Origin of the sequence: Pantoea rodasii (genome assembly GCF_002095465.1) — a bacterium.
GTDB classification, from domain to species: Bacteria; Pseudomonadota; Gammaproteobacteria; order Enterobacterales; family Enterobacteriaceae; genus Pantoea; species Pantoea rodasii.
In genome coordinates, this window is record NZ_MLFP01000008.1 from 86,125 (window position 1) to 112,618 (window position 26,494).

Here is a 26,494-nt window from a genome sequence, read left to right on the forward strand (position 1 = left end):
AAAAAAGACACCAGTCAGGCAAGACGTACGCGGGTTTGCCGATGGAGTGATTCGATAAGTTTTAGAACGTCCAGCGCCTGCTGTGCATCCACCGGCGGAAGGCCGCCGTGCAACAGTGCGTTAGCCAGTAATTGATAGAAAGCAGGGTAGCGCCCCCTATCGATGGGAACAGGTTGTTGCTCATCAGATGTTCCGGCCTGGGCGAAACCTTCAGTTGGCGTCAAACCGTATTGGCTGTCAGAGGGTGACATACCCGATGCAAGCTGGAGTTCCTGGTTATCCAACCCCCAATGAGTAAATGCCCCCTTACTACCCAGCAGGTGAAAGCGAGGTGCATTTAGTGCCGACTGACCATTCATCCACAGCCGCGATCGCACACCATTTTCATGCAATAGTGAGACAAAACAGTCCTCATCTGCATCAGACTGGCTACCAGAGTGGCGCGCTAGTTCTGCAGTTGCACTCTGAACCGGACCAAACAACTGGAGGGCTTGATCGATCAGGTGGCTGCCAAGATCAAGCAGCAGGCCTCCACCTTGCTTGATAGTGACGGTGTCACGCCAGTTCCCGAAGCCTTCCGGTCGCCACCATTCAAAGCGCGACTCAAAACTTCTAACATGGCCAAACATCTCATTAGCAATGAGGCGCTGTAAGGTAAGAAAATCACCGTCCCAGCGCCGGTTATGGAACACCGTCAGTAATGTATTGGCTTGTTGCGCAGCATCAATCATCGCTTGCGCAGCTTTGACGTCAGGCGCGAATGGCTTGTCGATCACCAAATGAATTCCACGCGCGCTAGCCTGTAATGCTTGCTCCAGATGCTGGTCCGGTGGCGTGGCAAGTACCACCAAATCTATTGCGATTTCGCCGCTATCGATATGGTGCAGCAGCGATGGCCAGTCCGGCACTACCCGCGCCAGTGGATAGCGCTGCTTCGCGGCTTCAACACGCTGTTTATCACTGGTGACAATCACTTCAAGACGGTAATCCGGGTTGTGGGAAATCAGCGTTGCATGGAAGACTTTCCCGGCGATACCAAAGCCCACCAATGCTGTGCGGACAGGGCCTAAAACTCTACAATGCGCCATTAGAGCACCTCCGAAAGAAAACGCTGTAAACGTGCGGATTGTGGGCGATCAAAGATCTGTTCAGGCGTGCCGGCCTCCACGATTTCCCCCTCATCCATAAACACCACCTGATCGGCCACGCGGCGGGCGAAGCCCATTTCATGCGTCACCACAACCATCGTCATCCCACGCTGGCAGAGTTCAGCCATCAGTGTCAGCACACCTTTAACCAGCTCGGGATCGAGTGCAGAGGTCGCCTCATCAAACAGCATCACTTCCGGTTCCATCGCTAATGCGCGCGCTATCGCCACACGTTGCTGCTGACCACCGGAAAGATCGCGTGGACGATGATCGGCGCGCTGCGCTAATCCCACCTCAGCCAGACGTTGACGGGCGATATCTAATGCTTCGGCCTTTGGCCGTCCTTTGACTTTCCAGGGGGCCAGCGCCACATTCTCAAGCGCGCTGTGATCGGGAAAGAGATTGAAGTGCTGAAACACCATGCCAATTCTGAGTCGCAGTGCATCAGGTTTATCCCTGAGCACTGAACGTCCTGCCAGCAGCACATCACCGGTTTTGGGTTCATGCAGACGATTGATACCCCGCAGCAATGTCGACTTGCCTGACCCGGAAGGGCCGATAATGCAAGTGGTCGTACCTGGGGCAATAGTCAGAGACACATTGCGCAGCACTACAATCGGGCCGTAAGCCAGGGTCAGGTTACGTAACTCCAGGCTCGCGCCGTGAAATGCAGAGGAAGTTGCCATATTAATGTCCTCGCTCGCTGGTCAATGATCCAGTGGGTGCAGCCGTGCGCTTTTGGCCCACTTCATCGACTTCCTTCAGGCCGCTTTGTGGCGCCGTCGCGCGACGACGTCCGGTTCGGTAACGCACATCGATAAAGTTGACGGCATGGGTTAGCGGCACAGTGATGATCAGATAGAACAATCCAGCCAGCATCAGCGGAGACAGATTGCCACTCAGCACCGCGGCATCTTGCCCCACCCGAAATAGTTCGCGCTGATTGGTCATTAATCCCAGCAGATACACCAGCGAGGAGTCTTTAATGATGGCAATAAACTGGTTAACGATGGCGGGTAACACGCGACGTATGCCTTGCGGAATGATGACCAGACGCATGGAGCGGCTATAGCTCATGCCCAGTGCCCGGCAGGCTTCCATCTGTCCCTGCTCCACGCTCTGAATACCCGAGCGAAATATCTCACCCATGTAGGCACTGGCAATCAGGCTTAACGCAAAAATACCCAGTGGATAAGGCGTAGGACCAAACAGCTGATAGCTGAATCGCGCCAGGCCTTGGCCAATCAACAAAATGGTCAGTATGGAGGGCAAACCGCGAAACAGATCGGTATACAGGCGCGCAGGAATGCGCAGCCAGCGCGAAGGGGAGATGCCCATCAATGCCAGAAGCAAGCCGAAAAACGTGCCCAGTACCGTGGCGGCTACCGAGATAATAATGGTGTTTACCAGCCTGTTGCCAGCAGCTGCGGCAGGACGTCCATCATGGATGGAATATCGAAAAACGTCCGGGAAAGAATTGTGATCAGATCCATAGCCGATTCTCTGTTGCGGGTGACGAACAGTCGCCGTCACCGGATGCAGTTTCGCGCAATGAACACGCGCGGGGTTACTGGCCGTTGGGCAGATACTGTTTAGGCATCGGTGAGCCTGGGAACCACTTCTCATAAAGCTGTTTCCAGGTCCCGTCCTGCATTGCATCCTTAATGGCTTTATCAAGTGCTGCCTTGAAAGCAGGCTTGCCTTTGGCGATGGCAACTCCGGCGGGGGCATCAAACGAAGGGATGTCAGCTGCAGTGACCAGCTTGAAGCGGGTGGTATAATCTTTAGCCGCTTCGTAATCGAGGAACATCGCATCCAGCGTGCCATTGTTCAGCGCTGAAACTGCGGCGTTGTTATCTGGGAAGCGCACCAGATCGGTCTGTTTAAAATGCTGCAACGCGTAGCTTTCCTGAAGCGTGCCCTGAATCACCCCAAGCCGTTTGTGTGCCAGCGTATCAATGTTCTTCACCCCAGAGTCGCTGCGGGTCAGAACGGTCAAATAACCCGCCAGATACCCTGTTGAGAAGTCGACCGTTTTCTCACGTGCGGGAGTAATACCGATAGCGGCCACACCCGCATCGTATTGCCCGTTAGCCACAGCCGGCAGAATGGCGGAGAAGTCTTGCCCCACGAAATCGACCTTGTCGATGCCAATGCGATGCGCCACGTTCTTAAAGAACTCAACATCGAATCCAGTGAAATTGCCGTTCTTGTCGGTGAAGGTGTAGGGCTTAGCGTCGCCCAGGCTGGCAACGCGGAGATGACCCGGTTCAATTAAGCCATAGGTATTGCTGTCACTCGCCGCCTGAGCACTGAAGCTGGCTGAAAACAACACGGCTGTGCCGAACAGTGCTTTGGTCAGGTTGGTAAAATATTTATGCGATGTCATAAGGCTCTTCCGTCTTTGCAGGTGAAACTTCAGAGTCCGCCGAGCCGGGACATTATGATTGAGACCGGTCTCAACGAGAGCCAAAATGAGACCGTTACATGTTGTGAGACCGGTCTCAGTTGGATATACTGATATTAAGCACATGCTTAAAGAAGCGTCAATTCTGTCGTCATCAACTTGTGATTCGAAATAATTATGACAAACGAAAATCACCGTTCCCGGGTTCCTACCGTTGCCGATGTCGCGCGTGCTGCCAACGTTTCCAAAGCGCAGGCGGCGAGAGCATTAGGAGGGTATGGCTCCGTCAGTGAAGATGTTCTGACCCGGGTTAATCAAGCGGCAGAAGCGTTGGGATACCGCCCCAATGAACTGGCACGCAGTATGAATACTGGTCGTTCAAATACGATTGGCGTAATCGTCGGGGATATTGAAAACCCGCATTTCGGGCTCGCGCTGCGTGGCATGGCTGATGTTGCACGACAGGCAGGATTCCACTTACTGCTTAGCAATAGCGATGAAACATTAGAAGAAGAGCGGAATGCCGTGCGCGTCATGCTGGATAAGCGTGTCGATGGCATCATTGTGGCGCCTTGCAGCTCCCTGTCTCGCGATAATGAGCATCTGAAGCAAGTCCTGGCAGAAGGTCGTTCACTGATAATGTTTGACCGGGCCGTTGAGGGGATGGCGGTAGAGACAATACAGGCAAATTTTTTAGCCACTGCGAAGGAAGCAACACAGCTATTAATCAACGCCGGTCATCAACGCATTGCTTATCTCTCAAGTATGCGGATATCCGGACATTATACTTCTGCGACAGCGCTGGGGCCGACGCCGGTGGCGCAGCGTGTAAACGGGATGCGTGATGCCTATCAGCAGTCTGGCCACCACATGGATTCCAACCTTATTCGCCTAAATGCCCTTAACGACGGGGCCATCGAACAAATTTTAACGGAGCTATTTTCGCTTTCTGAGCCACCCAGCGCACTGATCGCCTCTGATAACCTTATCGCAGTGGGGATAATGCGTGGCCTGGCAATACGCGGATTGCGTGTGCCCGATGATATTTCATTTGTGATGTACGACGATTTCCCCTGGACAGAATTGATGACACCACCGCTCACAGTCGTGGCCCAGCCAGTGTATGAAATGGGGCGCGAAGCCGCACGCAGATTAATCTGTCACATTCGCCAACAACCTGCAGGTGTGTTACCACAGTTTGACAGCTGGATGGTTGAAAGGGGATCGACTGGGCTGAATCGCGCGCGGAGCCGCGGTGGGTAATTGGAGCAAGCCATTAGCGTTTTGAAGTAACAACTCATACAGAATTCGATGAGTAATCTAGATTTGAAAATTAGCGTTAAAATTAGGGAGAGGGACCACAAGCAGTTGTTACATTTGGTATTTAAATCGCTCAATCAGTTCAGTTGAAACCCTATAATGGTTCGGGCTTGTAGCGGGAATTTAATACTGACAGGTCAACAGCTTTTTCCGCCCGATCCAGATCATAGGCAGCCTGGATACGTAGCCACATTGCAGGTGTACTACCGAGTACAGCTGAAAGTTTAATAGCCATTTCAGGCGTAATAGAAGTCAGTCCTGCAACCATATGTGAGGCTGAAGAGGGTGCAACTGCCAGAGCCCGGGCCAGCTCTCTGATACCGATGTCGAGATCTTCCATAATATCGGCAATAATTTCACCCGCGTGCGGAGGATTATGTTTAGTCATCAGTGGTAATCCTCATAATAGTTCAGAATGATGGAGGCAAAGCTGACCTGACCGCTATGGAGATGCAGATGTTTTCATCGATTGTCATGTTGTGATCCCCAGATGCTGCCGGTAATTTACCGGACTCATTGAACCTAATGATTTTTTGATCCATCTCTCGTTATACCAACGTATTTACCTGTCCAGGAAGCACATAAGCTCTTTTAGCATTGTGCCCGCCAGGTTTTTTCATTATATATTTCATTTTTGACCCGCCCGAACAAGTCTCCACACGCTGCATGATCCGACGAACAACTTTTGCACGACACGGGCCTTATAGGACCCATTGCGTTGATACAATCCAGCTGGCCCGGAGCTTTTTCTGGCGTCCGACTGGCGCAAATTTGTCACTGTACAAACGCTGTATGTTTATTGCGGCCTGATGGTGAATTATTTCGTTGGCTCGCCATTTATGGGGCTCAGATTATCCCTGCGCAACCAGATAACTGTCCAACCTTATCAACGCGATCACATATTTCGGTAACGCGTCCAGCAGCGATGGCAAATGGATTGTCTCGTCGGCACCGTGCGGCAAACCGTGGCCCTCAGGTAAAAAGTCTGGCGTGTTGGCCGCAGTTTTCCGGTAGCCAGGGCCAAAGGTGATGGCGTTTGGTAGCTTCTTCGAATGCGTCACACCGCCCATGGCATAAGGACGATCGTTATTACCGGTGGTGTCATTCCACACTTGTTGCAGCAGAGAAATCACCGGGTGAGATGCCGGCAGGAAGAACGGTGCTACATCGCGCCAATCGGGATCAAGCGTAATGGTGGTGCCGGCTAACTGCTGCTGCAACATTTCGACGATCTGCTCTCCGCGCCACGAAACAGGATAACGGATATCGCAATCAATGCTCAGCGTGTCGGCGTGCTGGCGGTACCACACGCCCGCGTTCAGCGTCAGTTTGCCGGACTCCGCATCTTCCAGCGCCAAACCAGCGCTCTCGCCATACGGTGAAGCGAATAGCTGCACCAGCGTTTCTGCTAGCTGACGTTCGTGATCGCCCAGCAGCTCCAGCTCGATCAGGGCCGCGAGCAGCACCTGCGTGGCATTCAGCGTGCCGTCAGGGAAGGCGGCATGCCCCCCGTTGCCGCGCGCTTCCAGCGTGAAAGCACCATCCTGCCCAGGTTTGATGAACACAGTGGTAGCGGCAACGCCCTGCAACAGTGCCAGCTTTTCACTGACGTCATGCAAATTGGCCTGCGCAATCCTCACGCTGGCGAAATCCGGCACGCTGTTGCTGGCCAATCCGGCAACGATATCGGCCAGCACGCCCGACTCAGCGACATTCAGGGTAAAGCTGAGTTGCCCTTTCTGCGCATTGTTCACCGGGAACATGCCGTCAGTGACAATCGAATACTCGGGCACCGGACCGTTCTCCGCGTACCACGCCATATCGGCCATATTGGTTTCTTCCGCCAGACCATAAACAATGCGCAGATTATGATGCAGCTGAATATTCAGATCGCGAATGAGCTTTAATAGATAGAAATTCAGTACGCCGGGGCCTTTGTTATCGGCGACGCCGCGTCCAATGACAAAATCGCCGTGGTGCGTGAGCGTAAAAGGCGGGAAGGTCCAGTTATCGCCCGCCGGCACCACATCCAGATGGTTGATCAGCCCTATGTCGCGTGCGTGTTCGCCGTAAATCAACGAACCGGCATAGCCTTGATGCTGCTCGGTTTTGAAACCGGCCTGCTCTGCATGATCTAACACATGCTGCAAAATCTGCGCGCACTCGGCGCCAAAGGGCGCGCCCGGCGCTGCGCGATCGGCGCGGCTGATGCTGGGAATGGCAATCCATTGGGCCAAATCATCGGTTAATGCGGTTCGGTGATCCGCGATCCATTGCTTAATCTGCGGTAACAACGCGCGCTCTTCTGGTGATAACGACTCGGACATAAGGTTTCTCCTTCGATTTATGCACAAGATAAATTATTCCACCGTTCCGACTTAGACGCATTTGCGCGAACCATTGCTACCACGCAGCTAAGCCCCTCTTCATGCGCATTCCAGCAAAGCTTAGTCATTTTTGTTGCTCGTATTGCATGGTAAAGCAACGGAGATTATCGCCTTACGACGCTAAGTCACCAGTAATGCAGGAGAATTAAGGTGGATAATAGCCCCCCAGCCGGAGCGACAGTCGGCGTGGATGTCGGAGGAACCTTTACCGATTTTGTTTTATTTGATCCACAACGCCAGCAACGTTTTTTTCATAAACAGCCCAGCACGCCCGCCGATCCCGCTATGGCGGTCAGCGACGGGCTGCGCGCCGTGCTGGTAAAGAGCGGACTGCCTGCCAGCGCATTGTCGTTGGTGCTGCACGGCACAACGCTGGGCCTCAATGCCATTATCCAGCGGCGCGGCGCCGATATTGCACTGGTCATCAGTAGCGGTTTCCGAGATGTGCTGGAGATCGCACGTGCTCGCATGCCGTCCTCTTTCGATTTTCATGCCGACCGCGAGCCGCCCTTTTTATCGCGACAGCGCGTGCTGGAGATCCCGGCGCGTTTTAATCCCGCTGGTGAAGTCACTCAGTGGCCAACCGAGGCTGAACTTGCAAAGGTGGCATCCGACGTTTTGCAACTCAACGTTAGTGCGGTGGCACTGGTGACCATTAACGGTTATGCCAATCCATTACTTGAAGCAGAGCTGGCAAAAACGCTGGCCGTAAGTTTAGGTGATGTAACGGTACTCTCTTCGGCGCAGCTTTGGCCGGAAATCCGTGAATATGAACGCACGCTGGTAGCCGGGTTGAATACCTATATTCAGCCGCTGATGCAGCACTACTTTAACCGGCTGAGCGATTTACTGGCGCAGCAGGCGATTGGCGTTCCCTTACTGATCACCGCCTCCAACGGCGGCGTGCTGCCGCTGGAGGCCGCTCTCCAGCGACCGGTGGACACGCTGCTCTCCGGACCAGCCTCGGGCGTAATTGCTGCGGCACATCTGGCATCCGGTGCTGGCTTCGTCTCCTTTGATATGGGCGGCACCAGCAGCGATATTTCGCTGTCGGAGCAGGGCGAAATCGAACGCGTCAACCGCACCGAGATTGGCGGCCTGCCGCTAATTCTGCCGGTGGTGGGTGTATCGGCGATTGGTGCCGGCGGCGGCTCCATCGTGCATATCGATGATTTCGGTATTCTTAAAGTGGGTCCCGACAGCGCGGGCGCCGATCCGGGCCCGGTTTCGTATCAGCGCGGCGGCACGCAACCCACGCTTACCGATTGCTATCTGGTGAGCGGCATCTTGTCCGCCGAGGCGGCGCTGGCGGGCACAATTAAGCTGGATCATGCCGCCGCGCATCAATCGCTGAGCAAATTGGGCGAAACCTTAGGGCTTGATGCCGAACAGGTGGCCAGCGGCGCTATCGCGCTGGCAACGGCGCAGATGGCGACTGAACTGAACAAAGCGCTGGCGCAGCGCGGTTTGACAGCCGATGGCTTGACGCTGATTCCCTTTGGCGGCGCGGGCCCGACGCACGCCAACTTTTTCGCCGAAGAAGCGGGCATCAATCGCATACTGGTGCCGCAGCGTCCCGGCACGTTCTGCGCCGAGGGTGCAATCAGCGCTGATATCCGCCGCGATTTTGTGCGCAGTCTGCGCATCAATGTCACGTCGGAAAGCTACGGCAAAATCGCCGCAACCGTTACTGAGCTGCACCAGCTGGCGCAAACGTGGTTTGTCGAACAGGCCAGCCGTCTAAGCGAGCGAGCCCATTATCGGGTGGAAGCGGATATGCGCTATGCCGGACAAGCGTACGAACTCAGCGTCAGCCTCGGTAGCCCGGAGACCATCACGCATCCGCATTTGCTGGAACGTTTCCAACAACTTCATCAGCAGCGTTATGGCTTCAGCACGCCTGACGCGGCTATTGAACTGACCACGCTGCGGCTGTCGCTGAATGCCGCGCTGCCGCGTCCGACAGATAAATCCTTTGACGCCATAACTAAGCTTGATGAGTCACGTTCGCGCCCACTTTATCTCCAGGGAGCTTGGGTGAATGCGCGTATCTGGCAGCGCATCAACATCGGCAAGCAGACCCAAATCGTTGGCCCGGCGGTGATCGAGCAAGACGATACCACCACGCTGATCTTACCTGGCTGGTCAGCGCGCGCCGATGAAAGCGGCAATCTGCTGATCGCTCGCGCAACGGGAGACGCATCATGAAACTGGATGCCATCACCCTCGAAATTCTCAACCAAAAACTCACCGCGCTTACCGAAGAGATGTGCCATATCCTGCAACGTACCGGACGCACCCTTTACGTGAAGGAAACCGCCGATTTTTGCTGCGCGGTGGCCGATTTGCAGGGCCGCTTCTTTGCCTATCCGAAAGGCATTGGCGTCTCCGGTTTTGTGGGACTCAACGCACTCACCGCAATTCAGGCGGTCGGCGACGTCGCGCCTGGTGATGTGATCCTGACTAATGATCCGTGGCGTTCGCGCGGACTGGCGACGCATCTTCCGGATTTGCAGGTGCTGGCGCCGTGGTTCATCGACGGCGAATTAGTGGCGTGGGGTTGGGCTTTTTTACACGCTTCCGACGTTGGCGGTCGCGTACCGAGCAGCATCTCGCCCACCAACAGTGATATTTATCAGGAGGGGCTGCAAATTCCACCGGTTAAGCTGGTGCGCGCCGGCGAACTCAATCGCGATGTGATGAACATTCTCACCGCCAACAGCCGCACACCGGATGCGATAGCTGGCGATATTCAGGCGATGCTGGCCGCGCTGAATGCCGGCCGCGACCGCCTCAATCGCATCGTAGCGCAGCATGGCGTACAGAACGTGGTGCAGGCGCAGCAGGATTTGCAGGCTTACTCGGCAATACGCGCGCGCCAGGTGCTGCGCCGCATCCCCGACGGTGTCTATCAGTTTGAAGATTACCTTGATGACGCCACAGGCAGCGGCTTGCCGGTGCGGCTTGCTATCACCGCCACCTTTAATGATGGCAATGTGCATCTCGATTTCACCGGCAGTGATGCGCAGGTAGCGGCAGCGATCAACATTCCCAGCCACGGCGATCCGCATGCGTGGCTAACCCTGCGCATTCTGGCGCTGGTGTGCACGCTGGATAAAAGCGTACCGCTGAATGCCGGTTTACTCTCGCCGGTGACGCTGTTTGCACCCGCTGGCTCACTGGTCAATCCACATTATCCGGCTGCAGTTGGCGTCCGCCATGCAGCGGCGGTGCGTGTTAACGATCTGCTGAACGGCTTGCTGGGTCAGCCATTGCCTAACGTAATGCCCGCCGCCAGCGGCGGCACCATTATTCCGCTGGTGATTGCCGAAGTGGCGCGCAATGGCCGCGAACAGAATGTTCAGGTGATTGAACCCATGGTCGGTGGCGGCGGGGCGCGCTGGGGACGCGATGGCATCGATGGGCGCGACAACAGCATCTCAAACCTGGCGAATAATCCGGTAGAGATGGTGGAAGCGGAAACCCATATCGAAATCCGCCAGTACGCACTGCGACCCGGTTCTGCTGGTGCTGGAGAGTGGCGCGGTGGCATGGGCCAGCAGATTCGCGTACGCATCCTGCAGAATGACAGCACGCTTCTGGCACGTGGCATGGAACGCATGCTGTTCCAGCCGTGGGGCGTACAGGGTGGTCATCCAGGGCAATCCACCACGTTGACGCTCAACCCTGATGACTCTGGCGGTCAGTCACTCGGCAAGATCGATCTTCTGAGCGTTAACGCCGGTGACGAAGTCCTGCTGCAAACTCCCGGCGGAGGCGGCTGGGGTGATCCCTTTAAGCGTGATGCACTGGCAGTGCAAAAGGATGTCGATAACCACTTGCTGAGCCACGCCGATGCGGCGCAACACTATGGCGTGGTATTGAACCATCACGGCATTGATGCAGCGGCTACAGCAGCCCTGCGCAGTCAACCGCGTGCGGCGTCATCCTCATTCGGCGAGGCGCGCGATAACTGGCAGACGCTGTTCGATGGTGATCTGCTGACGCGACTCAATCTTCTGCTTTATCCACTCAGTCCGGCCGAACGCCAGCGACATCGCTCAGCGGTGTTTGCTGCCGCCTTAGCGCAGTTACCGGTAGATTTTCCCCGTTCAACTTCTCCAGCGTCCGCGAAAGCGCGCCAGACGTTTGTCGATGCGCTGCGCGCGCTGGAAAGTGAACTTTCAGCGTCAATTACCTCAATACCAGGAGATGGCCATGCGCCAGTTTAATAAAAAATACTGCTCACCGCTCTGGTGGGCGTGTTAATCAGCGGTGCGGCGAGCGCGGCTGAAACTTCAGACTCGGTGATCGTCGGGGTTTATGGCGGTGACTGGGAGAAAAATATTCGTGCGTCCGGTCTGGAGCAGTTTGCTAAAGATAATCACCTCAAGCTGACCGTGGTGCCGGGTGCGGATGCAGAGTGGTTTGCCAAGTTGCGTGCCGCTAAAGGCCGCCGTTCGCCATATGACGTGGTAGTGTTCCAGCCCGATACCGTGCAGCGCGCGCAGGCGGCAGGTTTGCTGCAGCCGCTTGATGCTAAAGATATTCCCAACCTGAATAATTTGTATAAGAGCGTGCAGTCGCGCTTTGTTTATGACAATCAAACCTACGCCGCCGCATTCAGCCTTGGCCAGCTAGGGCTCGCTTATCGTAGCGATTTGGTGAAAAACCCGCCGAAAAGCTGGCTCGACTTGTGGAACCCGGAATACAAAGGCCACGTGGCGATTTCATCGCGACCTACGCTGCTGGTTTACAGTTCTTCGCGGGCTTAGTGCATGCGTTGGGCGGCGAGCTTAATCAGCCTGCCGCTGTCGATAAAGCCTTCGCCAAACTTGCGGATCTGCGCGGCAATGCGGTGGCTTTCCCGGACAGTCCGGGCGCGATTCAAACCCTGCTGGAGCGCGGTGATGCCTGGGTCGTGCCGTACTGGGATGGACGTGTGTTTGCACTGAAGCAGCAAGGCATGAAAGTCGATTTCGTGTATCCATCCGACGGCCCGGTTGTGGGTGCAGCGAACTGGGTGATTCCAAAGGGTGCGCCTAACCTTGCCAATGCCTACAAACTAGTAAACGCCATGTCAGCGCCCGAGGTGCAGAAAGCCTTCTCAGATAAATCACTGTATGGCATGACCAACAAGAACGTGCAGTACAGCGATAACCTGAAAAAGCAGGTGAAAGTAGGCGAAGAGGCGTACAGCAAACTGATATGGATTGATTACAGCACCGCCACGCCGCAGCTGGCAGACTGGACCCGTCGCTGGAGTCAGGCACTCGGCGGTGCCAAATGAGTTCAGTCGTCATTGACGGCGTAGCGCGGCAGTTTGATAACCACCGCGCCCTGAATGACGTCAGCATCACCATCGAGCAGGGAGAGTTTTTCTCCCTGCTCGGGCCGAGTGGCTGCGGAAAACCACGCTGCTGAATATCATCGCCGGATTTTTGTCGCCCAATAACGGTCGCGTGTTGATTGGTGGTAAGGATGTCACCGCGCTGCCGCCGTATCAGCGCCACATCGGCATGGTGTTTCAGAACTACGCACTATTTCCGCATCTGAGTGTAGGCGACAACGTCGCATTCGGGCTGAAGGTGCGCAAAGTAACGCGCAGTGAACAGCAGCGTCGCGTCGCCGAAGCGCTGAAGCAAGTGCGGCTGGAAGGACTTGCGCAGCGCATGCCGCATCAGCTTTCCGGCGGTCAACAGCAGCGCGTGGCGATAGCACGCGCGCTGGCTATTGAGCCGCAGGTGCTTTTACTGGATGAACCGCTGTCGAACCTTGATGCGCGCCTACGCAAGGAGATGCAGGACGAGCTGCGCGCGTTGCAGCAGCGCGTTGGCATCACCACGGTGTTGGTAACGCACGATCAGGAAGAAGCGCTTACGCTTTCGGATCGCATTGGCATTATCGGGCAGGGCGAGCTACAGCAAATTGGCGCGCCAGCCACGCTTTATCGCCAGCCGGCGAATCGTTTCGTCGCCGAGTTTGTCGGACAGGCCAATCTGTTTCATGTTTCTGCGCAGAATGGGCTTTATCTGGCGCGCGATCACTTTGTCGCAGCCGGTAATGCGCTGCAACTGGCCGCAGCGCAACCGGCAAGCACCTCATCGTTGCTGATTGTACGTCCGGAGCGTGTGCAGTTCTCCTACGAACCGCAGCATTTTGACAGCAATGGCAGTATCGCCATCGTGAAAGAAGTGAGTTTTGCCGGCGCGACCTTGCGGTTGGTGTGTCAGCTGCCGGGCGGCGGCGAGATCAGCGTACAACCCGCAGAGGCGCACTTCTCACAGCTGCCGGTGCCGGGCGATCGCTGTTGTCTGCACTGGCAAGCGGCGGATGTCATCGTGCTGCCTGCGCAGGAGTCCGCCTGATGAAGATTTCTACGCGAAATCTGTTTCCCTGGTTACTGCTGACGCCATCATTAATGTTCCTGCTACTGTTTTTGCTGGTGCCGCTGCTGCAACTGTTCGACCAAAGTCTGACCAACGTTGATAGCCTGCTTAATCCGCTGCCGGGCTACAGCCTGGCGCAATATGCGACGGTGTTTACCGATCCGCAATATCTGCACGCGCTGTGGACCACGCTGTGGGTGTCGCTACTCACCGCCGCCATCACCGTACTGCTGGCGTGGCCGGCGGCGTGGCTACTGGTGACGACACAGCGGCGCGGATGGCGCACGCTGCTGTATGTCATTCTGATTTCACCGTTGCTTACCAGCGTGGTTATCCGCACCTTCGCCTGGATTGTGCTGCTGGCTCAGAACGGCTTGATCAATGGCTTCCTGCTTTTTACCGGCCTGATTCCACAGCCGCTCAGCCTGTTGTGGAACATGAATGCGGTTATCATCGCTTATGTACAGGTAATGCTCCCGTTTGCCGTGTTGCCGCTGATCACCTCGCTAAACGAAATCGCGCCCTCGCTACGGCTGGCGGCGATGAGTCTCGGTGCCACCCCAGCGATGACTTTCCGCCGCGTGGTGCTGCCTTTGACGCTGCCCGGCATGCTGACCGGTTTCATTATCGTCTTCTCCCTCGCGGCGGGCAGCTACATTACGCCGTTGCTGATTGGTGGGCGCTTACAGCCGCTGCTGCCGATTGCCATTTATCAGCAAGCGATGCAGATCGCCAACCTGCCGCTGGCGGCGGCGCTGTCGTTGACGCTGCTGGTGATGACCTTGATTGTCGCCGGGATTGCGGGTGCGTTCCTGAAACGCTGGGAGAAAAAGAATCATGGATAACACTCAAAGTTTGTCGCAGCAGCTAACGCGGTTCGGCGTGACTCTGGCGGGCATTTTGATTTACGCCTTTTTAGCGCTGCCGGTGCTGGTGATTATGCTTTCGGCATTTAGCCTGAACCTTACCCGCAGTTTCCTCCGCAGGGATTTTCGCTGCGTTGGTTCAGCGCGCTATTACAGGATGACGGCTGGATCGCATCGCTTTGGATCAGCGCGTTGCTGCTGGTGATCGTCACACCGATTACCGTGGTGCTCGGCACCTTTGCCGCCTGGTCGCTGGCACGGCTGGAGTTCCGCTATCGCGAGGTAATGCAGGCGTTTATTCTGTCGCCGCTGATGATTCCCCAAGTGGTGCTGGGGATTGCGCTGCTCTATGTGCTAACGGCAACGGGCATCGCCGGGATGATCAGCGGGCTTGTGATTGGACATGTGGTAGTGGCGCTGCCGTATGTGGTGCGCACCGTTAGCGTGAGTCTGGCGGCAATGGATAAGCGGCTCGAAGCAGTGTCGATGAGTTTGGGCGCAGGGCGTTGGTATACATTTCGCCACGTCACGCTGCCGCTGATTAAGCCTGGCATTCTGGCCGGTGCGGTATTTGCGGCAGTAACCTCATTTGGTGAAGTATCAGTAAGCCTGTTTCTCAGCGCGCCAGACACTATTACCGTGCCGGTTCGGGTATTTAACTATGTAGATCAGACTTTTGATCCGACGGTGAATGCTATTTCGGTGATCTTCATAATCTTTGCGGTGCTGATTTTGGTTGTGATTGAGAAAACAATTGGGCTGGTGAAGTTAAGTTAGCTGACTAGGTTAACCCAGTAGGAGTGGAGAAAGAATGGTCATCAGCTCAGCATTAAGTAATAGATATGGCATCAGACATGAATAAGAAATCCCCGGCTTGCCGGGCATTAAGTGTCAGTACAGTAAGTTGTACCGATACAGATGCTTTTCAAAATCCTGTTTCATGCTGACAAACATCAGAATTTCGATGTTGGTGCCATCAAAGTCGTAAATCACGCGATACTCGTTATCTACATCCAGGTGCTTACGCAGTAACATACCGCGGTTCTGAAGAAGGAAGTTGAAACGGTATCTCACAGGATCCTGGCTGATAGCTTCTATCGCATCGTCGAGAAGATAATCGACCAACTCCATGGCGCGATGGGCCACAATGAAACCACTTTTATAGGATTCAATATCCGACAGACTATGCACCGCAATTGGCGCAATGATCACATTGAACGGCACTGACACCTAACACCTCGCTGTTATTTTCTGGCTTCACGCAGTTTTCTCCTGGCTTCATCCGGAGTCATGCCCTTGCCGTCTTCAATTTCTTTTTTAGCCAGCGTTGCCAGCTTGAAAAGGGCGTTAATGTTTCGCTCTTCCTGTATCTCACGCAGTTCCGCATCCCGTTCAGCGGCAGTCTGAATGAATAATTCCGCTACTCCGTTTTTGGTTACGTACACACCTCCTGCAAAGGTTTCAGCATTTCCAAGGCTGTCTCGTGCAAGTTTCTGGGACATAGTTTGTGACATTGAGATACTCCGGTATTTGGACGATGCACCAGCAAATCAGAGCTGTGCATTTCCAAGGGCAAGTAATTCGATTCCTTTAGTGGTTAGGCCTTGAGGTTCTTTCCAACCTCATGAAGACAGCTATTTATAGTTTCACCACACGCGGCCCTTAGCATGGCCTTTGACTCACTTTATCACCGTGTACTTATAGAGTGCATATTTATCCACCAACTGATATTGGTGTGTTTGATCTGGGTAATAGCAATAGGGGTTAGATTTTTTAGAGACTGAGTGCTTCTTAAAGAGGTTGAACGCTGAAGTTTACTTAAGTGCATATTACATTTAACATAATAAGTATTACATGCATTAAATTTGTAGTGGCTAAATTCAGATGTCCGCCTCTGGCTATATTGAGATGTCCGCTTTATCGTCCTTTTTCCAGGGTTTCCCGGCTGAGGACGCAACTGATGACGGCTTACGGTTCGGAGTGCTTTACGATGAATGAAGTTAACCGCCTCAAGATCTTGCAGGACGTCATTGATGGCCTGCTTACAACCTCGCATGCATCACTACGACTTGGCATAACGGATCGGCACTGTCGGCGTCTGCTTGCGCGTTATCGCGAGTCCGGGCCGCTGGCACTGGCGAACCGCCGCCGTGGATTGCGTGGTAATCGCCAGCTTGTGCCTGGCCTTGCTGAACTTGCTCTGGGCATCATCCGCGATAACTACGCCGACTTTGGTCCGACGCTCGCCTGCGAGAAGCTGGCCGAACTCCATGACGTTGTGCTGGCTAAAGAGACTGTGCGTCAGCTGATGGTACGAGCCGGACTCTGGATCCCCCGGAAAATGCGTGCGCCTAGGGTCCAGCAGCCGCGGTATCGTCGCGCCTGCGTTGGTGAACTGATACAGATTGACGGCTGCGATCACCGCTGGTTTGAGGAACGCGGACCTGCCTGTACGCTGCTGGTTTACGTTGATGACGCGACCAGTCGCCTGATGCAGCTCCACTTCGTAAAATCTGAGTCCACGTTCACCTATTTTGACGCCACGCGCGGCTATCTGGAGCAGCACGGTAAGCCGCTGGCATTCTACAGCGACAAAGCCAGCATTTTTCGCATTAACAACAAAAATGCGGCTGGCGGTGACGGCCAGACGCAGTTCGGGCGCGCGATGAACGAGCTCAACATCACGGGCATCTGCGCCAACACCAGTTCTGCCAAGGGCCGCGTCGAGCGTGCACATCTGACGCTTCAGGACCGGTTGGTCAAAGAGCTGAGGCTGCGCAAAATCAGCACGCCGGAAGCCGCCAACGCCTTTGCCGCTGAGTTCATGGCAGACTACAACCGGCGATTTTCGAAGGCACCAAGGCACGATTTTGACGTTCACCGGCCGCTTGATGCTGGTGATAATCTGGAGCAGATATTTACGTGGCGGGAACCTCGCCGGGTCTCAAAATCACTTACAGTTCAGTATGATAAAACTCTTTATCTGCTTGAAGACAATGAGAAAAGTCGACGCGTAATGGGGAAATACATTGAGGTGTACCACTATCCCGATGGCAGAATTACACTCTGGGGAAACAATGCAGCACTTCCCTGCTCTGCCTATGATCGGCTGGCTGAGGTTGACCAGGGAGCGATTGTAGAAAACAAACGGCTGGGACATGCCCTGGCGGCAGCTAAGTTGATACAGGATAAACGCGACAACACGCGATCGCTGTCAGTACCGACAACGCACAGGACACGCAAAAAGGATCCGACCAGAAAGCCCCAACGGGCACTGAATGAAAATGACTTGCTCGAAGCGCTTGCTGACTTACAGACCCGCAGCCAGGAGATATTCGGCAAGACCTGACGGACATTTCAATTTAGCTGAAACCCGGACATTTAAAAGCAGCTTCAACAAAATTCGGGTGGTGATTATGTTAAATAATTGCTTTGGAGATGCAGATGTTTTCCCGGACTGTTATGTTGTGATCCCCAGATGCCGCCGGTAACTTACCGGACTCATTGCACCTAATGATATTTTGATCCCACTCTTGTTATACCAGCGTATGTACATGTCCAGGAAGCACGTAAAATCTTCCAGCGTTATGCCCGCCCAGCTTCTGCCGTAGTACATTTCATTTTTGACCCGCCCGAAGAAGCCTTCACACGCTGCATTATCCGATGAGCAACCTTTGCGCGACATGGACCTTATAAGACCCGATGCTTTGATACGATCCTGCCATCCCGGCCACCGGTAATGGCTGCCTCTGTCGCTATGTATCACCGGTCTTTCATGTTCTCTGAGCGTATCGATCGCATCATCCAGCATGGCATTCACCAGTTTTGCATCCGGCCGTGTTCCTATGGTCCCGCTCACCACTTTGCCATCAAAACAGTCAATGACTGGCGACAGGTAGACCTTGCCGGCCGGAAGCTTGAACTCGATAAAGCAATGCGGATTTCATACTGCAATTGTTATTAGAATCAGGAGAAGCTTAGTTCGTGTGAACCCTTCGTCAAGCCCGAATACTACCCCTATCTGTAAACCGTGCAGACAGATAACTTTACTGACTGTCATCTGTGGGGGCGCCTCAGATGAATATCCTGCTACACATCATCTGGAGCGTACAGACTTTAAATCAATGCAGAAAAACCACTGCTACAATAAGCGTTGTAGCAGACGGCTCTCAGGGTTCAGAGATAATGACTTCTTCTGCTCAGGAAAAATGAAAAGAAAAACGATTTTTATAAAAAAAAGTTATTTACGTGGGAGCATGTGTACAGTCCGGAAAAAAGTACGGCCTGCTAACGTAAACTGGCTTAATTGCTGCCAAATTTTACGTTATGTCATCCTCAGGTTTTTTCTCGCACCGCCTGCTGCCTCCCTGACATTTGCTGCGTTGCTGGTCCCGCTTAATCCTGGCATCGTACGCCATTAGAACCCTTTTTCCCCTCGCCGTCAGGCGGTAGCGCTCACTGACTCTTCGCCATTCTTCGCCGCAAAAAATTCGGCCAGTCGCACTCTTACGAGCGTCGCCATTACGGCAGGCATTATGTCTGCCGGTACCGATTCTCTTTCCTGCATCAAGGAAAGAAGACGAAAATGCTTCGGAGCCAGTTTTATCATAACCTTTTTACAGTGCTGTTGCTTATCCGGGGAATCAGGTCATAGAGATGCAGATTATAACCGCAAAGGCTCTCTGTGTTAATGTATGGCGCTAATTGCAGCAATGCAGTTAAAGAACAGAGTCACGCCTCACACTATTTCCGGTTGCTGAGCATCAAACAACAAAAACAGAGCAGAGGGGTGGCCCTCACAAAAAATTTTACATTGCTCTGGACCTTAATCTCGGGCCTCCAGCGACAGAAATGCTGCCAAAAAAGAAGAGTGCTCATGATCCCTGCTCTTCACGACGTCAGATACTCCCGGGACCTGCTACAATCACCGCGTTACGCCCTGCGCTCTTCGCCTGATAGAGTGCTTCATCTGCCCGGCGAAGCATCGTATCCCTGTCTCCGGCACTGTTTGCCAGCGCGGCTACTCCGGCAGATACCGTCATGCCCCCCACGTACGGGAACGTTGTGGAGCTGATTAATTCGCGGATGCGCTCCGCCGTCCGGGCCGCATCCTCCCCAGACGTCCGGGGCAGAAGGACAATAAACTCTTCTCCGCCAAAACGGCTGACCACGTCATCCGCGCGGCAGGTCTGCCGCAGCAGGCCGGCAAGGCTTATCAGTACCGCATCACTCGCTTCATGGCAGTACCAGTCGTTGATTTTTTTTAAAGTGGTCGATGTCAATGGCTATGACGCACTGAGTTGCGTCATCACGGTTCCTGTCTGCCAGCAGCGTAAAGGCACGGCGGTTGTAGAGCCCGGTAATCGGATCGCTCGTGGCCTCGTCGCTGAGCGCAGCCATGCGAGCCGCCACAGCGTGACGCTGGATCCGCGCGCGTAAATATGCAGGCTGAGAATGTCGCTCAGCATGCTCTGCTTTTTGAGGAAGATGGTGCAGCCTATGTAGCCCAGATAATTTCCGTCCGGCTTAATAAGGGGCTGCGACAGGAAGATCAAGTAGTTACCTGTTGCAGAGGTAAAGGGCGATGAGATAAACGGCTTCTGTGTGGTAATGGCCTGTCTGCTGGCGTCGGAATGCAACTTTATACCGATGAGGCTAAGGCTTTCCGGCGAGGTCGCGGTGATAACAGCGTCGCGGTTAACCACCACTACGGTATTAAAAAAGCTCGACTGCAGCCGCAGGCGATCGTTCTCGTCCCGAAGGTGCCCCGGTTCATTAAGCCCCTTAATCTGCCCGGCGCTCCAGGCGAGCTCACGCTGCGCCGTGGTCAGATAACGATCGGTGGTGTGGGTGCACAGTTACTGCAGCGTAATACTCGTATAATCTCACTGACCTATGAAGGTGAGCGCTTTTTTAGCCATGCATTGCGGATCCTGGAAGAAATTGACCATATACAGAATGCAATGCTGGCTTCAACGGAGAGCGCTGTTGGTCGATTAAAAATCAGCGTGGCACCTATACCTAATTGGTTCAGTGAAAGGTTTAATGCTTTTCTGGCAGAACACCGGAAAATTGAAGTAGAACTTGATATCTCCGACAGATTTGTCGACCAACTTTAGAGGAAAACCTGCCTTTCCGTTACGAGCAAGCACCTGCTGTTTTCCCAACAAGCGAAGTTAACCGGCTCAAAGATATTCAGGGTGTTGTCGACCGGCGAATGGCAGCGCACCTCACTGATGAACTTCTTCCGGTAATTGTCAAAACCGTAGGGAAATAAGGTACAGGTATCTATAAGGTTCGCACCGGTTACATGCAGGAAGAAGTCTGCGGGCTCTCTCACCGCAAAATCGACAAGTGGAAAGCAACTGTGCAGCGGGGGGAAGCAGAAGGCTGGTCTTGTCAAACCCATACAAAAGTTATCATGGAATATGGTGGCGGGATGGACATATATGTCTCAGGACAATCGGGAAGAGCAACTTGATCGGTTTCAGGTGGTGGAAACCGGACGGTGTACGCTATTTATGATTGCTGATGGTTTGATCAATGTATCGCACGCCCGCAATATGTTGACTGGCTGAGCGCTCACGCCAAAAGCTGAGCAATTCTGGATTCGATGCCGATGCTGTCTACCGGCAATTATTGGCTTTTAGGGGTTTAGAAACTGGTTCTCCGGGTAAGACCAGCTTAGCTTTCGTGATTTCTGAAGAAAGCGAGTATCGGTTTTCTATCATCGGAGATACCCGGGTCTACTGGCAATCCGGCCACACCAGAACCCGGGACCATTCTCCTTGGGTCAGGGGCCGCTCACTACCTGAAGTGGCAAAAAGGCATGCTGATAGGCCCGGACGGTTTCCGGATCCAGTTTGATTAGGACGACATATACGCCATTGCATTGTTGACTGAGTTATATGAACTCTTTCAGGGCCTGCGCGATTCCGCAGCCCGAGGCATCTCCGATAATATCACTGCAACGCTGCAGCAGTGTAGAATTAAGGATTATCCTGCAGCAGGGATACTACAAATGCTTTCACCCTTTCCCCGCACACCAGTACGCCATAAAACTCAATAACCCAGGCACAACTTTCCGCTTCCCGACCAGATAGCGGCGAATATGTTTAACAGCGGATGACTCCGCTGCCACCCAGCCATAAAATCGATTATTACTCGCCGCAGCGCTTTGCCACAAATCCTCGTGTTCGGTTTCATTATCATCGTTATCACAAGTGGCCGTAGCGTACTCTGGAATAAACACACGCTCTTTTACCGCTTGCAATAATGCTGTGCCGTATGGAGCATTCATCCTGTTACGTGGTAACCAGACGATCTCAGCAAACGTGTAGTGGCTCAGATCAACGATGTCATCCTCTGAAGGTGTCTCCTGGAACACCTGTACCTGGGGTGCTGAAGGCATCATATCCAGTTGCGCCAAAATCCCCTTTACTGCAGGTAACGCTGTCTCATCGGCAATGATTAATGCCCGTTCCACCTCAGGAGCCGGTTTCCACTCATAACCACCGCTGTCCGCCTTGTGTTCACGGTTAGGCGCAACCATTTGCAGGGGATCGCCTGGCATAGCGGATAAAACCCAGGCTGATGCAGGACCTTCTGTGCCATGAATGACAAATTCCACTTCCATCTGGCTTTCAGCCGCATTGACGTGGCGCAGTGTATAAGTACGAGATATCGGGCGTTTTTCGGGTGGCATGCCTCTTAATTGTCCCCACCAGTCGCCGTCATCCGTTAACGATAAGGAGAGACCGTTTGATGAGGGAAAGAGTATTTTGATGCGCTGATCGGGGCCGTCTATCTTCATCTTCCCTGCCTGATCACCGATGAACACACAACTCATTAATGAAGGCGTCAGCCATCTCTTGTGCAGGAGTGTGACATTGAATAAACGGTAACCGGGAACGATGGCCATACTGGTTTTCTACCCTTGCGCTCAGCGCGTAATTTTTGATTGAGAGATGAACACCAGTCGGCAGGTCAATATCAGGAACAATACGGATGCCACCCAGGCGCCTGCGATTAAGTTGTTCTGTCCTGCCAGCCACGTGATGAAGGGAACCAGCAACGCACTGACGCCATAACCGAGAGTATGACTGGTCGCTATCAGACCGGCTCCTTTGCCGATGGATAACTGTTGGTTTATCAGTAACTGATAGGCCGGCGTGGCCATTGCAGCACCAAAGGAGGTCACCACAATCCCAGCATATAACGCCGGTAAATTGCCTGTCATCATCATGGCCAACCCTGCGCTCATGAGTAATGCTGCAAAAAATATCAGTGAGGTAATGCCCAGGCGCTGTGGGCGCACCACCAGAAATTGTGCCAGCAATGTGCTTAACGCTGCCAGACTGAGCAGCCAGGCCAGATGACGACTGACGGTATCTGGCACTTGAATAAAATCACTCAACAGAGGGGCAAGACCAATCTGCATCAGGCTGATACCGATCGCGAGCAACAGAGCAAGACACATAAAGGGCAGCAATCGGCGGTGAAAACGTGCGGATTGATGTGGAATCACACCAAGAGGGGGATCACTGTATTGCGCGCCGATGAGTATCAATGCGAAAAAGGTGCAATCGCCATTAACCACAAAGGCGCCATAGGGCCAAGACTCAGGGTCGCTGCAGCCAGAGGGGGGCCCAGCAATCTTCCACAGCTGATGCCGGAACTGATGGTCGCCAGTGCAGCCATTCTCTGCTCAGGCCCCGATCGTTGCATTGCCCACGTTTGCGCGGCAGGCACCATGCCCGATACGGACAGACCATAAATAATGCGGGAGAGGAGCAGACCTGCAAGCCCCATACCTGAACCAAGTACTTTTACTGACATCAGGCCAACCACTAAAGCCAGTACGCCAAAGCTCAACAAATACCCGGCAAGCGACGCCACAACAACATATTTACATCCCCTGACTTCGGACACTCGTCCCCACCAGGGAGAAGCCGGTAGAAAGAGCATAGAACCTAAGAGTAATAAACCCGCCCATGTTGACAGGGTCAGACCGGTCATCTTCACCAGATGTGGTAGCACGACCAGTAAACCGTTCTGACCAATTCCCAACAAACCGGCGCAAACAGCCAGTGGCCATGAAGACCGACTTATCACTCCCTTACTAAACAAAGCTGAAATAACTAACATTTAAATGTAAAGACACCGTTAAATACAGGGAGATATATGACTTAAGTTGTATGTAAATATTGCAAAAACAGTTGTCAATGTAAATGGAATACTTATCATAACGATAATCATTATCAGTTGATCTGCGAGATTCTCTTATGAATCATCTATCCCAGACGTCGGATGTAGACGTGGCGGCACAGTGCTTTCTTAATGCATTTTTCCGGGAAACACGTGACTGGAGGCATGTGTCGGAGGTTCCTCCCGGACAAAAAGAACACATCAACCTCCCGCTTTCGTCATCTCATTCCCTGCAATTTCCACTGCGCTATTTTTCTCCAACTCAGCATCATCAGTACCAGTTTCCTGCCCTACTCATTAGCCAGATGTCCCCTGAGGGTGAACCTGTCAACGTCGATACCTGGGTGTCAATGATTCTGCAAAAACCTGCTATCCGGATGGAATTGAAGAGTAACGCCATCGAGCGGTTTCAGCAGCGCGTCCTTGCAAGCCATGACAATACCTGGCAAGCAATAAAATTTCGTCATCGCTGGTGTGAATTACGGCTAAAACCTCTTACTTTCTCCGACGCTGAACAGGCTCTGCTGGTGGGGCACGCGTTCCATCCTGCGCCAAAATCGCACGAGCCTTTCACTGAAGCAGAGGCACAACGCTACCTTCCTGATTTTGGGTCAAGCTTCCCGCTGCATTGGTTATCTGTTGAGTGCCAGTACGTTGCCGGTGAAAGCCTTAGTTTAACATTACGTGACAGGCTACTACGCTTTACCGCTCAGAATGCACCGGGCCTGCTACCCCATTTCACTGATACACACTGGTTGCTGCCGATGCATCCCTGGCAGGCGCAGCATTTGCTATCGCAATCCTGGTGTCAGCAGCTGGTCATTCACGGCGTAGTGGTGGATTTAGGTGAAGCCGGTAGCCGCTGGTTTCCCACCAGCTCATCACGCTCACTTTATTCACCCGTCAGCAACGACATGATCAAGTTTTCGCTCAGCGTTCGTCTGACCAACTCTGTGCGGACCCTGTCAGTCAAAGAGGTAAAACGGGGAATGCGCCTTGCTCGACTGTCGAGGACAGTGCGCTGGCAGACTTTGCAGCTGCAACATCCCACGATGAGGGTCATGCAGGAAGATGGCTGGGCCGGGTTACGGGATGTTGAGGGCACCATCCAGGAAGAGAGTCTGATGGCACTTCGTGTAAACCTGCTTTTCGACATGCCGGAAACACAGACCAATGTGCTGGTCAGTCTGACACAGGCGGCGCCTGACGGGGGTGATAGCCTGCTGGCCGCGGCAGTAAGAAGGCTGAGCATCAGGCTGGGATTATCATTAACTCAAGCGGCGCAATGCTGGTTAAACGCTTATTGCGATAACGTGCTGCTTCCCCTTTTCAGCACCGAAGCCAACTTCGGCCTGGTGTTACTGGCGCATCAGCAAAATATCCTGGTGGAAATGCAGGAAGACCTCCCCATCGGCTTACTGTATCGCGACTGCCAGGGAAGTGGCTTTACAGAGAATGCCAGCGACTGGCTTGCTGAGATTGAGGAAGCCCACGCGGAAAACCGCTTCAGCCAGGATCAGGTGCTGCGCTACTTCCCTTATTACCTGTTAGTGAACTCTACGCTTGCCGTCACTGCAGCACTCAGTGCTGCTGGCTTTTCCACAGAGCATCTCCTTATGGAACAGGTCCGCGACAAACTGGCGGCATTACGGAAGATCGTTAGCGATACCCGTACGCTCGATTACGTGCTGGATAGCCAGCACTGGAACTGCAAAGGCAACTTCCATTGCTACCTCCACGATTACAACGAGAACACCATCGTCGATCCGGCAGTGATCTACTTCGATTTCCATAATCCGTTTTACAGGGAGAATGCGTGATGTCACAGGCAAATATTGTTCATGCAAATCAGGGATTTCACTGCACACTTACCGGACATGCCTTACCGTTGCTCCTCGGGCTGGATAACAGCGCATCGTTACCGCTTGTCACGTCTATTCCGTCCGGTTGGCTTGTCGATACCATCGATCAGTTGCTGGTTGCTGCGCCGCACCTCAAAGGTATTCACCTCCCCTGGGAACAGTGGCAACACGAACCCCAGGCGCAGCAGCTCTTTGACGCAATCAACGGCGACTACTTCTCTCGTGAAGCCTTTTGGCAGTTACCACTCTGGCGATGTGGCGAGCACCAGGTCGCCAGCGGCAAAATGCAATTTGAACAGGAACGCCAGCTGTATTATCCCGTGCGTCCGGCACGTCCAGAAGGCGAGGTCTATCGCCGTTACGATCCACAAATTAAGCGAACACTCAGTTTTCGCGTGGCGGATGTCATACAGGACGGCGCGCGCCTGACTCGCTGGATGAACGAACCCCGTGTCAATGCTTTCTGGGAGATGGCGGCACCGCAGCCAGAACTGGAAACTTACCTGCATAAACAACTCGACTCACCCTACTGCTATCCGCTGATTGGCTGCTTCGACGATCAGCCTTTTGGTTATTTTGAAGCCTACTGGGCAGCAGAGGATCGCATTGGCCGCCATTATCGCTGGCAGCCCTACGATCGCGGATTGCACATGCTGGTAGGTGAAGAAACGTGGCGGGGCGCGCACCATATCCGCAGTTGGCTGCGCGGACTGACGCACTATCTTTATCTCGACGAACCACGTACCCAACGCGTGGTAGCTGAGCCGCGCTATGACAATCAGCGTCTGTTCCGGCATCTGCCTGTTGCCGGCTACCAGACGCTAAAAGAGTTCGACTTTCCCCATAAACGTTCCCGTCTGGTGATGAGTGAACGCCCGCATTTCTTTAAGGAGGTCGGCTTGTGAGCT

22 protein-coding genes and 5 pseudogenes are annotated in these 26,494 nt (G+C 53.8%); 14 read left to right on the forward strand and 13 right to left on the reverse strand.

Features of this window, described 5'->3' with window-relative positions; genetic code table 11:
* Positions 1 to 14: 14 nt before the first annotated feature.
* The 4 genes and pseudogenes from HA45_RS12595 to HA45_RS12610 form a co-directional block, all read right to left on the reverse strand.
* Positions 15 to 1,088, reverse strand: a complete 1,074-nt coding sequence (locus HA45_RS12595) for a Gfo/Idh/MocA family protein (RefSeq protein WP_100703051.1) — start codon at positions 1,086 to 1,088, stop codon at positions 15 to 17.
* Entirely contained in the window at positions 1,088 to 1,834 is a 747-nt protein-coding gene (locus tag HA45_RS12600; protein ID WP_100703052.1) for an amino acid ABC transporter ATP-binding protein, read from the reverse strand. Before HA45_RS12600 ends, HA45_RS12595 begins: the two co-directional genes overlap by 1 nt.
* Position 1,835: 1 nt before the next feature.
* Positions 1,836 to 2,641: pseudogene (locus HA45_RS12605) on the reverse strand (amino acid ABC transporter permease).
* A 74-nt stretch (positions 2,642 to 2,715) separates the two neighbouring features.
* The gene (locus HA45_RS12610) at positions 2,716 to 3,537 is read right to left on the reverse strand and encodes an ABC transporter substrate-binding protein (protein WP_100703054.1); all 822 of its coding nucleotides are present in this window, start codon (positions 3,535 to 3,537) and stop codon (positions 2,716 to 2,718) included.
* A gap of 195 nt (positions 3,538 to 3,732) precedes the next feature.
* Between HA45_RS12610 and HA45_RS12615 the strand changes: the two genes are divergently transcribed.
* Positions 3,733 to 4,818, forward strand: coding sequence for a LacI family DNA-binding transcriptional regulator (locus HA45_RS12615; RefSeq protein WP_100703055.1), 1,086 nt, complete (start codon positions 3,733 to 3,735; stop codon positions 4,816 to 4,818).
* Between the two features lie 151 nt (positions 4,819 to 4,969).
* Here the strand turns inward: HA45_RS12615 and HA45_RS12620 are convergent, their stop codons facing one another.
* The 3 genes and pseudogenes from HA45_RS12620 to HA45_RS12625 form a co-directional block, all read right to left on the reverse strand.
* The gene (locus HA45_RS12620) at positions 4,970 to 5,263 is read right to left on the reverse strand and encodes a HigA family addiction module antitoxin (protein ID WP_100703056.1); all 294 of its coding nucleotides are present in this window, start codon (positions 5,261 to 5,263) and stop codon (positions 4,970 to 4,972) included.
* Between the two features lie 84 nt (positions 5,264 to 5,347).
* Positions 5,348 to 5,616, reverse strand: a pseudogene (locus tag HA45_RS28160) (IS3 family transposase); the annotation flags it as partial.
* 110 nt (positions 5,617 to 5,726) lie between these two features.
* Positions 5,727 to 7,202, reverse strand: a complete 1,476-nt coding sequence (locus HA45_RS12625) for a Sapep family Mn(2+)-dependent dipeptidase (RefSeq protein WP_100703057.1) — start codon at positions 7,200 to 7,202, stop codon at positions 5,727 to 5,729.
* 210 nt (positions 7,203 to 7,412) lie between these two features.
* Here HA45_RS12625 and HA45_RS12630 point away from each other — a divergent pair, with 210 nt between their 5' ends.
* From HA45_RS12630 to HA45_RS12655, 9 genes are read left to right on the forward strand one after another with little or no spacing between them, the layout of a single operon-like run.
* A complete protein-coding gene (locus HA45_RS12630; protein ID WP_100703058.1) occupies positions 7,413 to 9,470 on the forward strand; it encodes a hydantoinase/oxoprolinase family protein in 2,058 nt (685 codons plus the stop codon).
* Complete coding sequence (locus HA45_RS12635; RefSeq protein ID WP_100703059.1) at positions 9,467 to 11,494, forward strand: hydantoinase B/oxoprolinase family protein; 2,028 nt, start codon at positions 9,467 to 9,469, stop codon at positions 11,492 to 11,494. The genes HA45_RS12630 and HA45_RS12635 overlap by 4 nt, the downstream gene beginning before the upstream one ends.
* Positions 11,495 to 11,524: 30 nt before the next feature.
* Entirely contained in the window at positions 11,525 to 12,037 is a 513-nt protein-coding gene (locus tag HA45_RS29325) for an ABC transporter substrate-binding protein (RefSeq protein ID WP_280174513.1), read from the forward strand.
* The gene (locus tag HA45_RS28660) at positions 11,959 to 12,552 is read left to right on the forward strand and encodes an ABC transporter substrate-binding protein (protein WP_280174514.1); all 594 of its coding nucleotides are present in this window, start codon (positions 11,959 to 11,961) and stop codon (positions 12,550 to 12,552) included. The genes HA45_RS29325 and HA45_RS28660 overlap by 79 nt, the downstream gene beginning before the upstream one ends.
* Positions 12,549 to 12,686, forward strand: coding sequence for a hypothetical protein (locus HA45_RS28165; protein ID WP_244563436.1), 138 nt, complete (start codon positions 12,549 to 12,551; stop codon positions 12,684 to 12,686). Before HA45_RS28660 ends, HA45_RS28165 begins: the two co-directional genes overlap by 4 nt.
* A gap of 17 nt (positions 12,687 to 12,703) precedes the next feature.
* Positions 12,704 to 13,630 carry an ABC transporter ATP-binding protein gene (locus HA45_RS12645; RefSeq protein ID WP_244563437.1) on the forward strand — a complete coding sequence of 309 codons (927 nt, stop codon included), beginning with the start codon at positions 12,704 to 12,706 and terminating at the stop codon, positions 13,628 to 13,630.
* Positions 13,630 to 14,496, forward strand: a complete 867-nt coding sequence (locus tag HA45_RS12650; RefSeq protein WP_100703062.1) for an ABC transporter permease — start codon at positions 13,630 to 13,632, stop codon at positions 14,494 to 14,496. The genes HA45_RS12645 and HA45_RS12650 overlap by 1 nt, the downstream gene beginning before the upstream one ends.
* Positions 14,489 to 14,722, forward strand: coding sequence for an ABC transporter permease subunit (locus HA45_RS28170; RefSeq protein WP_244563438.1), 234 nt, complete (start codon positions 14,489 to 14,491; stop codon positions 14,720 to 14,722). Before HA45_RS12650 ends, HA45_RS28170 begins: the two co-directional genes overlap by 8 nt.
* A complete protein-coding gene (locus tag HA45_RS12655; RefSeq protein ID WP_244563445.1) occupies positions 14,719 to 15,294 on the forward strand; it encodes an ABC transporter permease in 576 nt (191 codons plus the stop codon). Before HA45_RS28170 ends, HA45_RS12655 begins: the two co-directional genes overlap by 4 nt.
* A 114-nt stretch (positions 15,295 to 15,408) precedes the next feature.
* Here HA45_RS12655 and HA45_RS12660 read toward each other — a convergent pair whose 3' ends face one another.
* Together HA45_RS12660 and HA45_RS12665 are read right to left on the reverse strand one after the other, a co-directional pair.
* On the reverse strand, positions 15,409 to 15,747 hold the full coding sequence (locus HA45_RS12660; RefSeq protein WP_100703064.1) for a hypothetical protein: 339 nt from the start codon (positions 15,745 to 15,747) through the stop codon (positions 15,409 to 15,411).
* Between the two features lie 14 nt (positions 15,748 to 15,761).
* On the reverse strand, positions 15,762 to 16,031 hold the full coding sequence (locus HA45_RS12665; protein WP_100703065.1) for a hypothetical protein: 270 nt from the start codon (positions 16,029 to 16,031) through the stop codon (positions 15,762 to 15,764).
* A 446-nt stretch (positions 16,032 to 16,477) separates the two neighbouring features.
* On the opposite strand from HA45_RS12665, the gene HA45_RS12670 reads away from it, so the two are divergent.
* A complete protein-coding gene (locus tag HA45_RS12670; protein ID WP_100703066.1) occupies positions 16,478 to 17,866 on the forward strand; it encodes an ISNCY family transposase in 1,389 nt (462 codons plus the stop codon).
* Between the two features lie 111 nt (positions 17,867 to 17,977).
* Here the strand turns inward: HA45_RS12670 and HA45_RS12675 are convergent.
* Positions 17,978 to 18,442: pseudogene (locus HA45_RS12675) on the reverse strand (IS3 family transposase); the annotation flags it as partial.
* A 973-nt stretch (positions 18,443 to 19,415) separates the two neighbouring features.
* Positions 19,416 to 20,363 (reverse strand): annotated as a pseudogene (locus HA45_RS29330) (sensor domain-containing diguanylate cyclase); the annotation flags it as partial.
* A 603-nt stretch (positions 20,364 to 20,966) separates the two neighbouring features.
* Here HA45_RS29330 and HA45_RS28665 point away from each other — a divergent pair.
* Positions 20,967 to 21,095 carry a hypothetical protein gene (locus HA45_RS28665; protein ID WP_276308765.1) on the forward strand — a complete coding sequence of 43 codons (129 nt, stop codon included), beginning with the start codon at positions 20,967 to 20,969 and terminating at the stop codon, positions 21,093 to 21,095.
* A 449-nt stretch (positions 21,096 to 21,544) separates the two neighbouring features.
* On the opposite strand, the gene HA45_RS12685 is transcribed toward HA45_RS28665, so the two are convergent.
* A complete protein-coding gene (locus HA45_RS12685) occupies positions 21,545 to 22,438 on the reverse strand; it encodes a siderophore-interacting protein (RefSeq protein WP_100702880.1) in 894 nt (297 codons plus the stop codon).
* 21 nt (positions 22,439 to 22,459) lie between these two features.
* Positions 22,460 to 23,664, reverse strand: a pseudogene (locus HA45_RS12690) (MFS transporter).
* A gap of 137 nt (positions 23,665 to 23,801) precedes the next feature.
* Between HA45_RS12690 and HA45_RS12695 the strand changes: the two are divergent.
* Both HA45_RS12695 and HA45_RS12700 read left to right on the forward strand, forming a co-directional pair.
* Entirely contained in the window at positions 23,802 to 25,544 is a 1,743-nt protein-coding gene (locus HA45_RS12695) for an IucA/IucC family protein (protein ID WP_100702882.1), read from the forward strand.
* Complete coding sequence (locus tag HA45_RS12700; RefSeq protein ID WP_100702883.1) at positions 25,544 to 26,491, forward strand: GNAT family N-acetyltransferase; 948 nt, start codon at positions 25,544 to 25,546, stop codon at positions 26,489 to 26,491. Before HA45_RS12695 ends, HA45_RS12700 begins: the two co-directional genes overlap by 1 nt.
* The last annotated feature ends 3 nt before the right edge of the window (positions 26,492 to 26,494 follow it).

Coding starts and splice junctions, on each gene's coding strand:
- HA45_RS12625 (WP_100703057.1), bottom strand. CDS start 7,202: ATGTCCGAGTCGTTATCACCAGAAGAGCGCGCGTTGTTACCGCAGATT.
- HA45_RS12610 (WP_100703054.1), bottom strand. CDS start 3,537: ATGACATCGCATAAATATTTTACCAACCTGACCAAAGCACTGTTCGGC.
- HA45_RS28665 (WP_276308765.1), top strand. CDS start 20,967: ATGTCTCAGGACAATCGGGAAGAGCAACTTGATCGGTTTCAGGTGGTG.
- HA45_RS12595 (WP_100703051.1), bottom strand. CDS start 1,088: ATGGCGCATTGTAGAGTTTTAGGCCCTGTCCGCACAGCATTGGTGGGC.
- HA45_RS12615 (WP_100703055.1), top strand. CDS start 3,733: ATGACAAACGAAAATCACCGTTCCCGGGTTCCTACCGTTGCCGATGTC.
- HA45_RS12685 (WP_100702880.1), bottom strand. CDS start 22,438: ATGGCCATCGTTCCCGGTTACCGTTTATTCAATGTCACACTCCTGCAC.
- HA45_RS12665 (WP_100703065.1), bottom strand. CDS start 16,031: ATGTCACAAACTATGTCCCAGAAACTTGCACGAGACAGCCTTGGAAAT.
- HA45_RS12670 (WP_100703066.1), top strand. CDS start 16,478: ATGACGGCTTACGGTTCGGAGTGCTTTACGATGAATGAAGTTAACCGC.
- HA45_RS12650 (WP_100703062.1), top strand. CDS start 13,630: ATGAAGATTTCTACGCGAAATCTGTTTCCCTGGTTACTGCTGACGCCA.
- HA45_RS12695 (WP_100702882.1), top strand. CDS start 23,802: ATGAATCATCTATCCCAGACGTCGGATGTAGACGTGGCGGCACAGTGC.
- HA45_RS12600 (WP_100703052.1), bottom strand. CDS start 1,834: ATGGCAACTTCCTCTGCATTTCACGGCGCGAGCCTGGAGTTACGTAAC.
- HA45_RS12635 (WP_100703059.1), top strand. CDS start 9,467: ATGAAACTGGATGCCATCACCCTCGAAATTCTCAACCAAAAACTCACC.
- HA45_RS28170 (WP_244563438.1), top strand. CDS start 14,489: ATGGATAACACTCAAAGTTTGTCGCAGCAGCTAACGCGGTTCGGCGTG.
- HA45_RS12700 (WP_100702883.1), top strand. CDS start 25,544: ATGTCACAGGCAAATATTGTTCATGCAAATCAGGGATTTCACTGCACA.
- HA45_RS12620 (WP_100703056.1), bottom strand. CDS start 5,263: ATGACTAAACATAATCCTCCGCACGCGGGTGAAATTATTGCCGATATT.
- HA45_RS28165 (WP_244563436.1), top strand. CDS start 12,549: ATGAGTTCAGTCGTCATTGACGGCGTAGCGCGGCAGTTTGATAACCAC.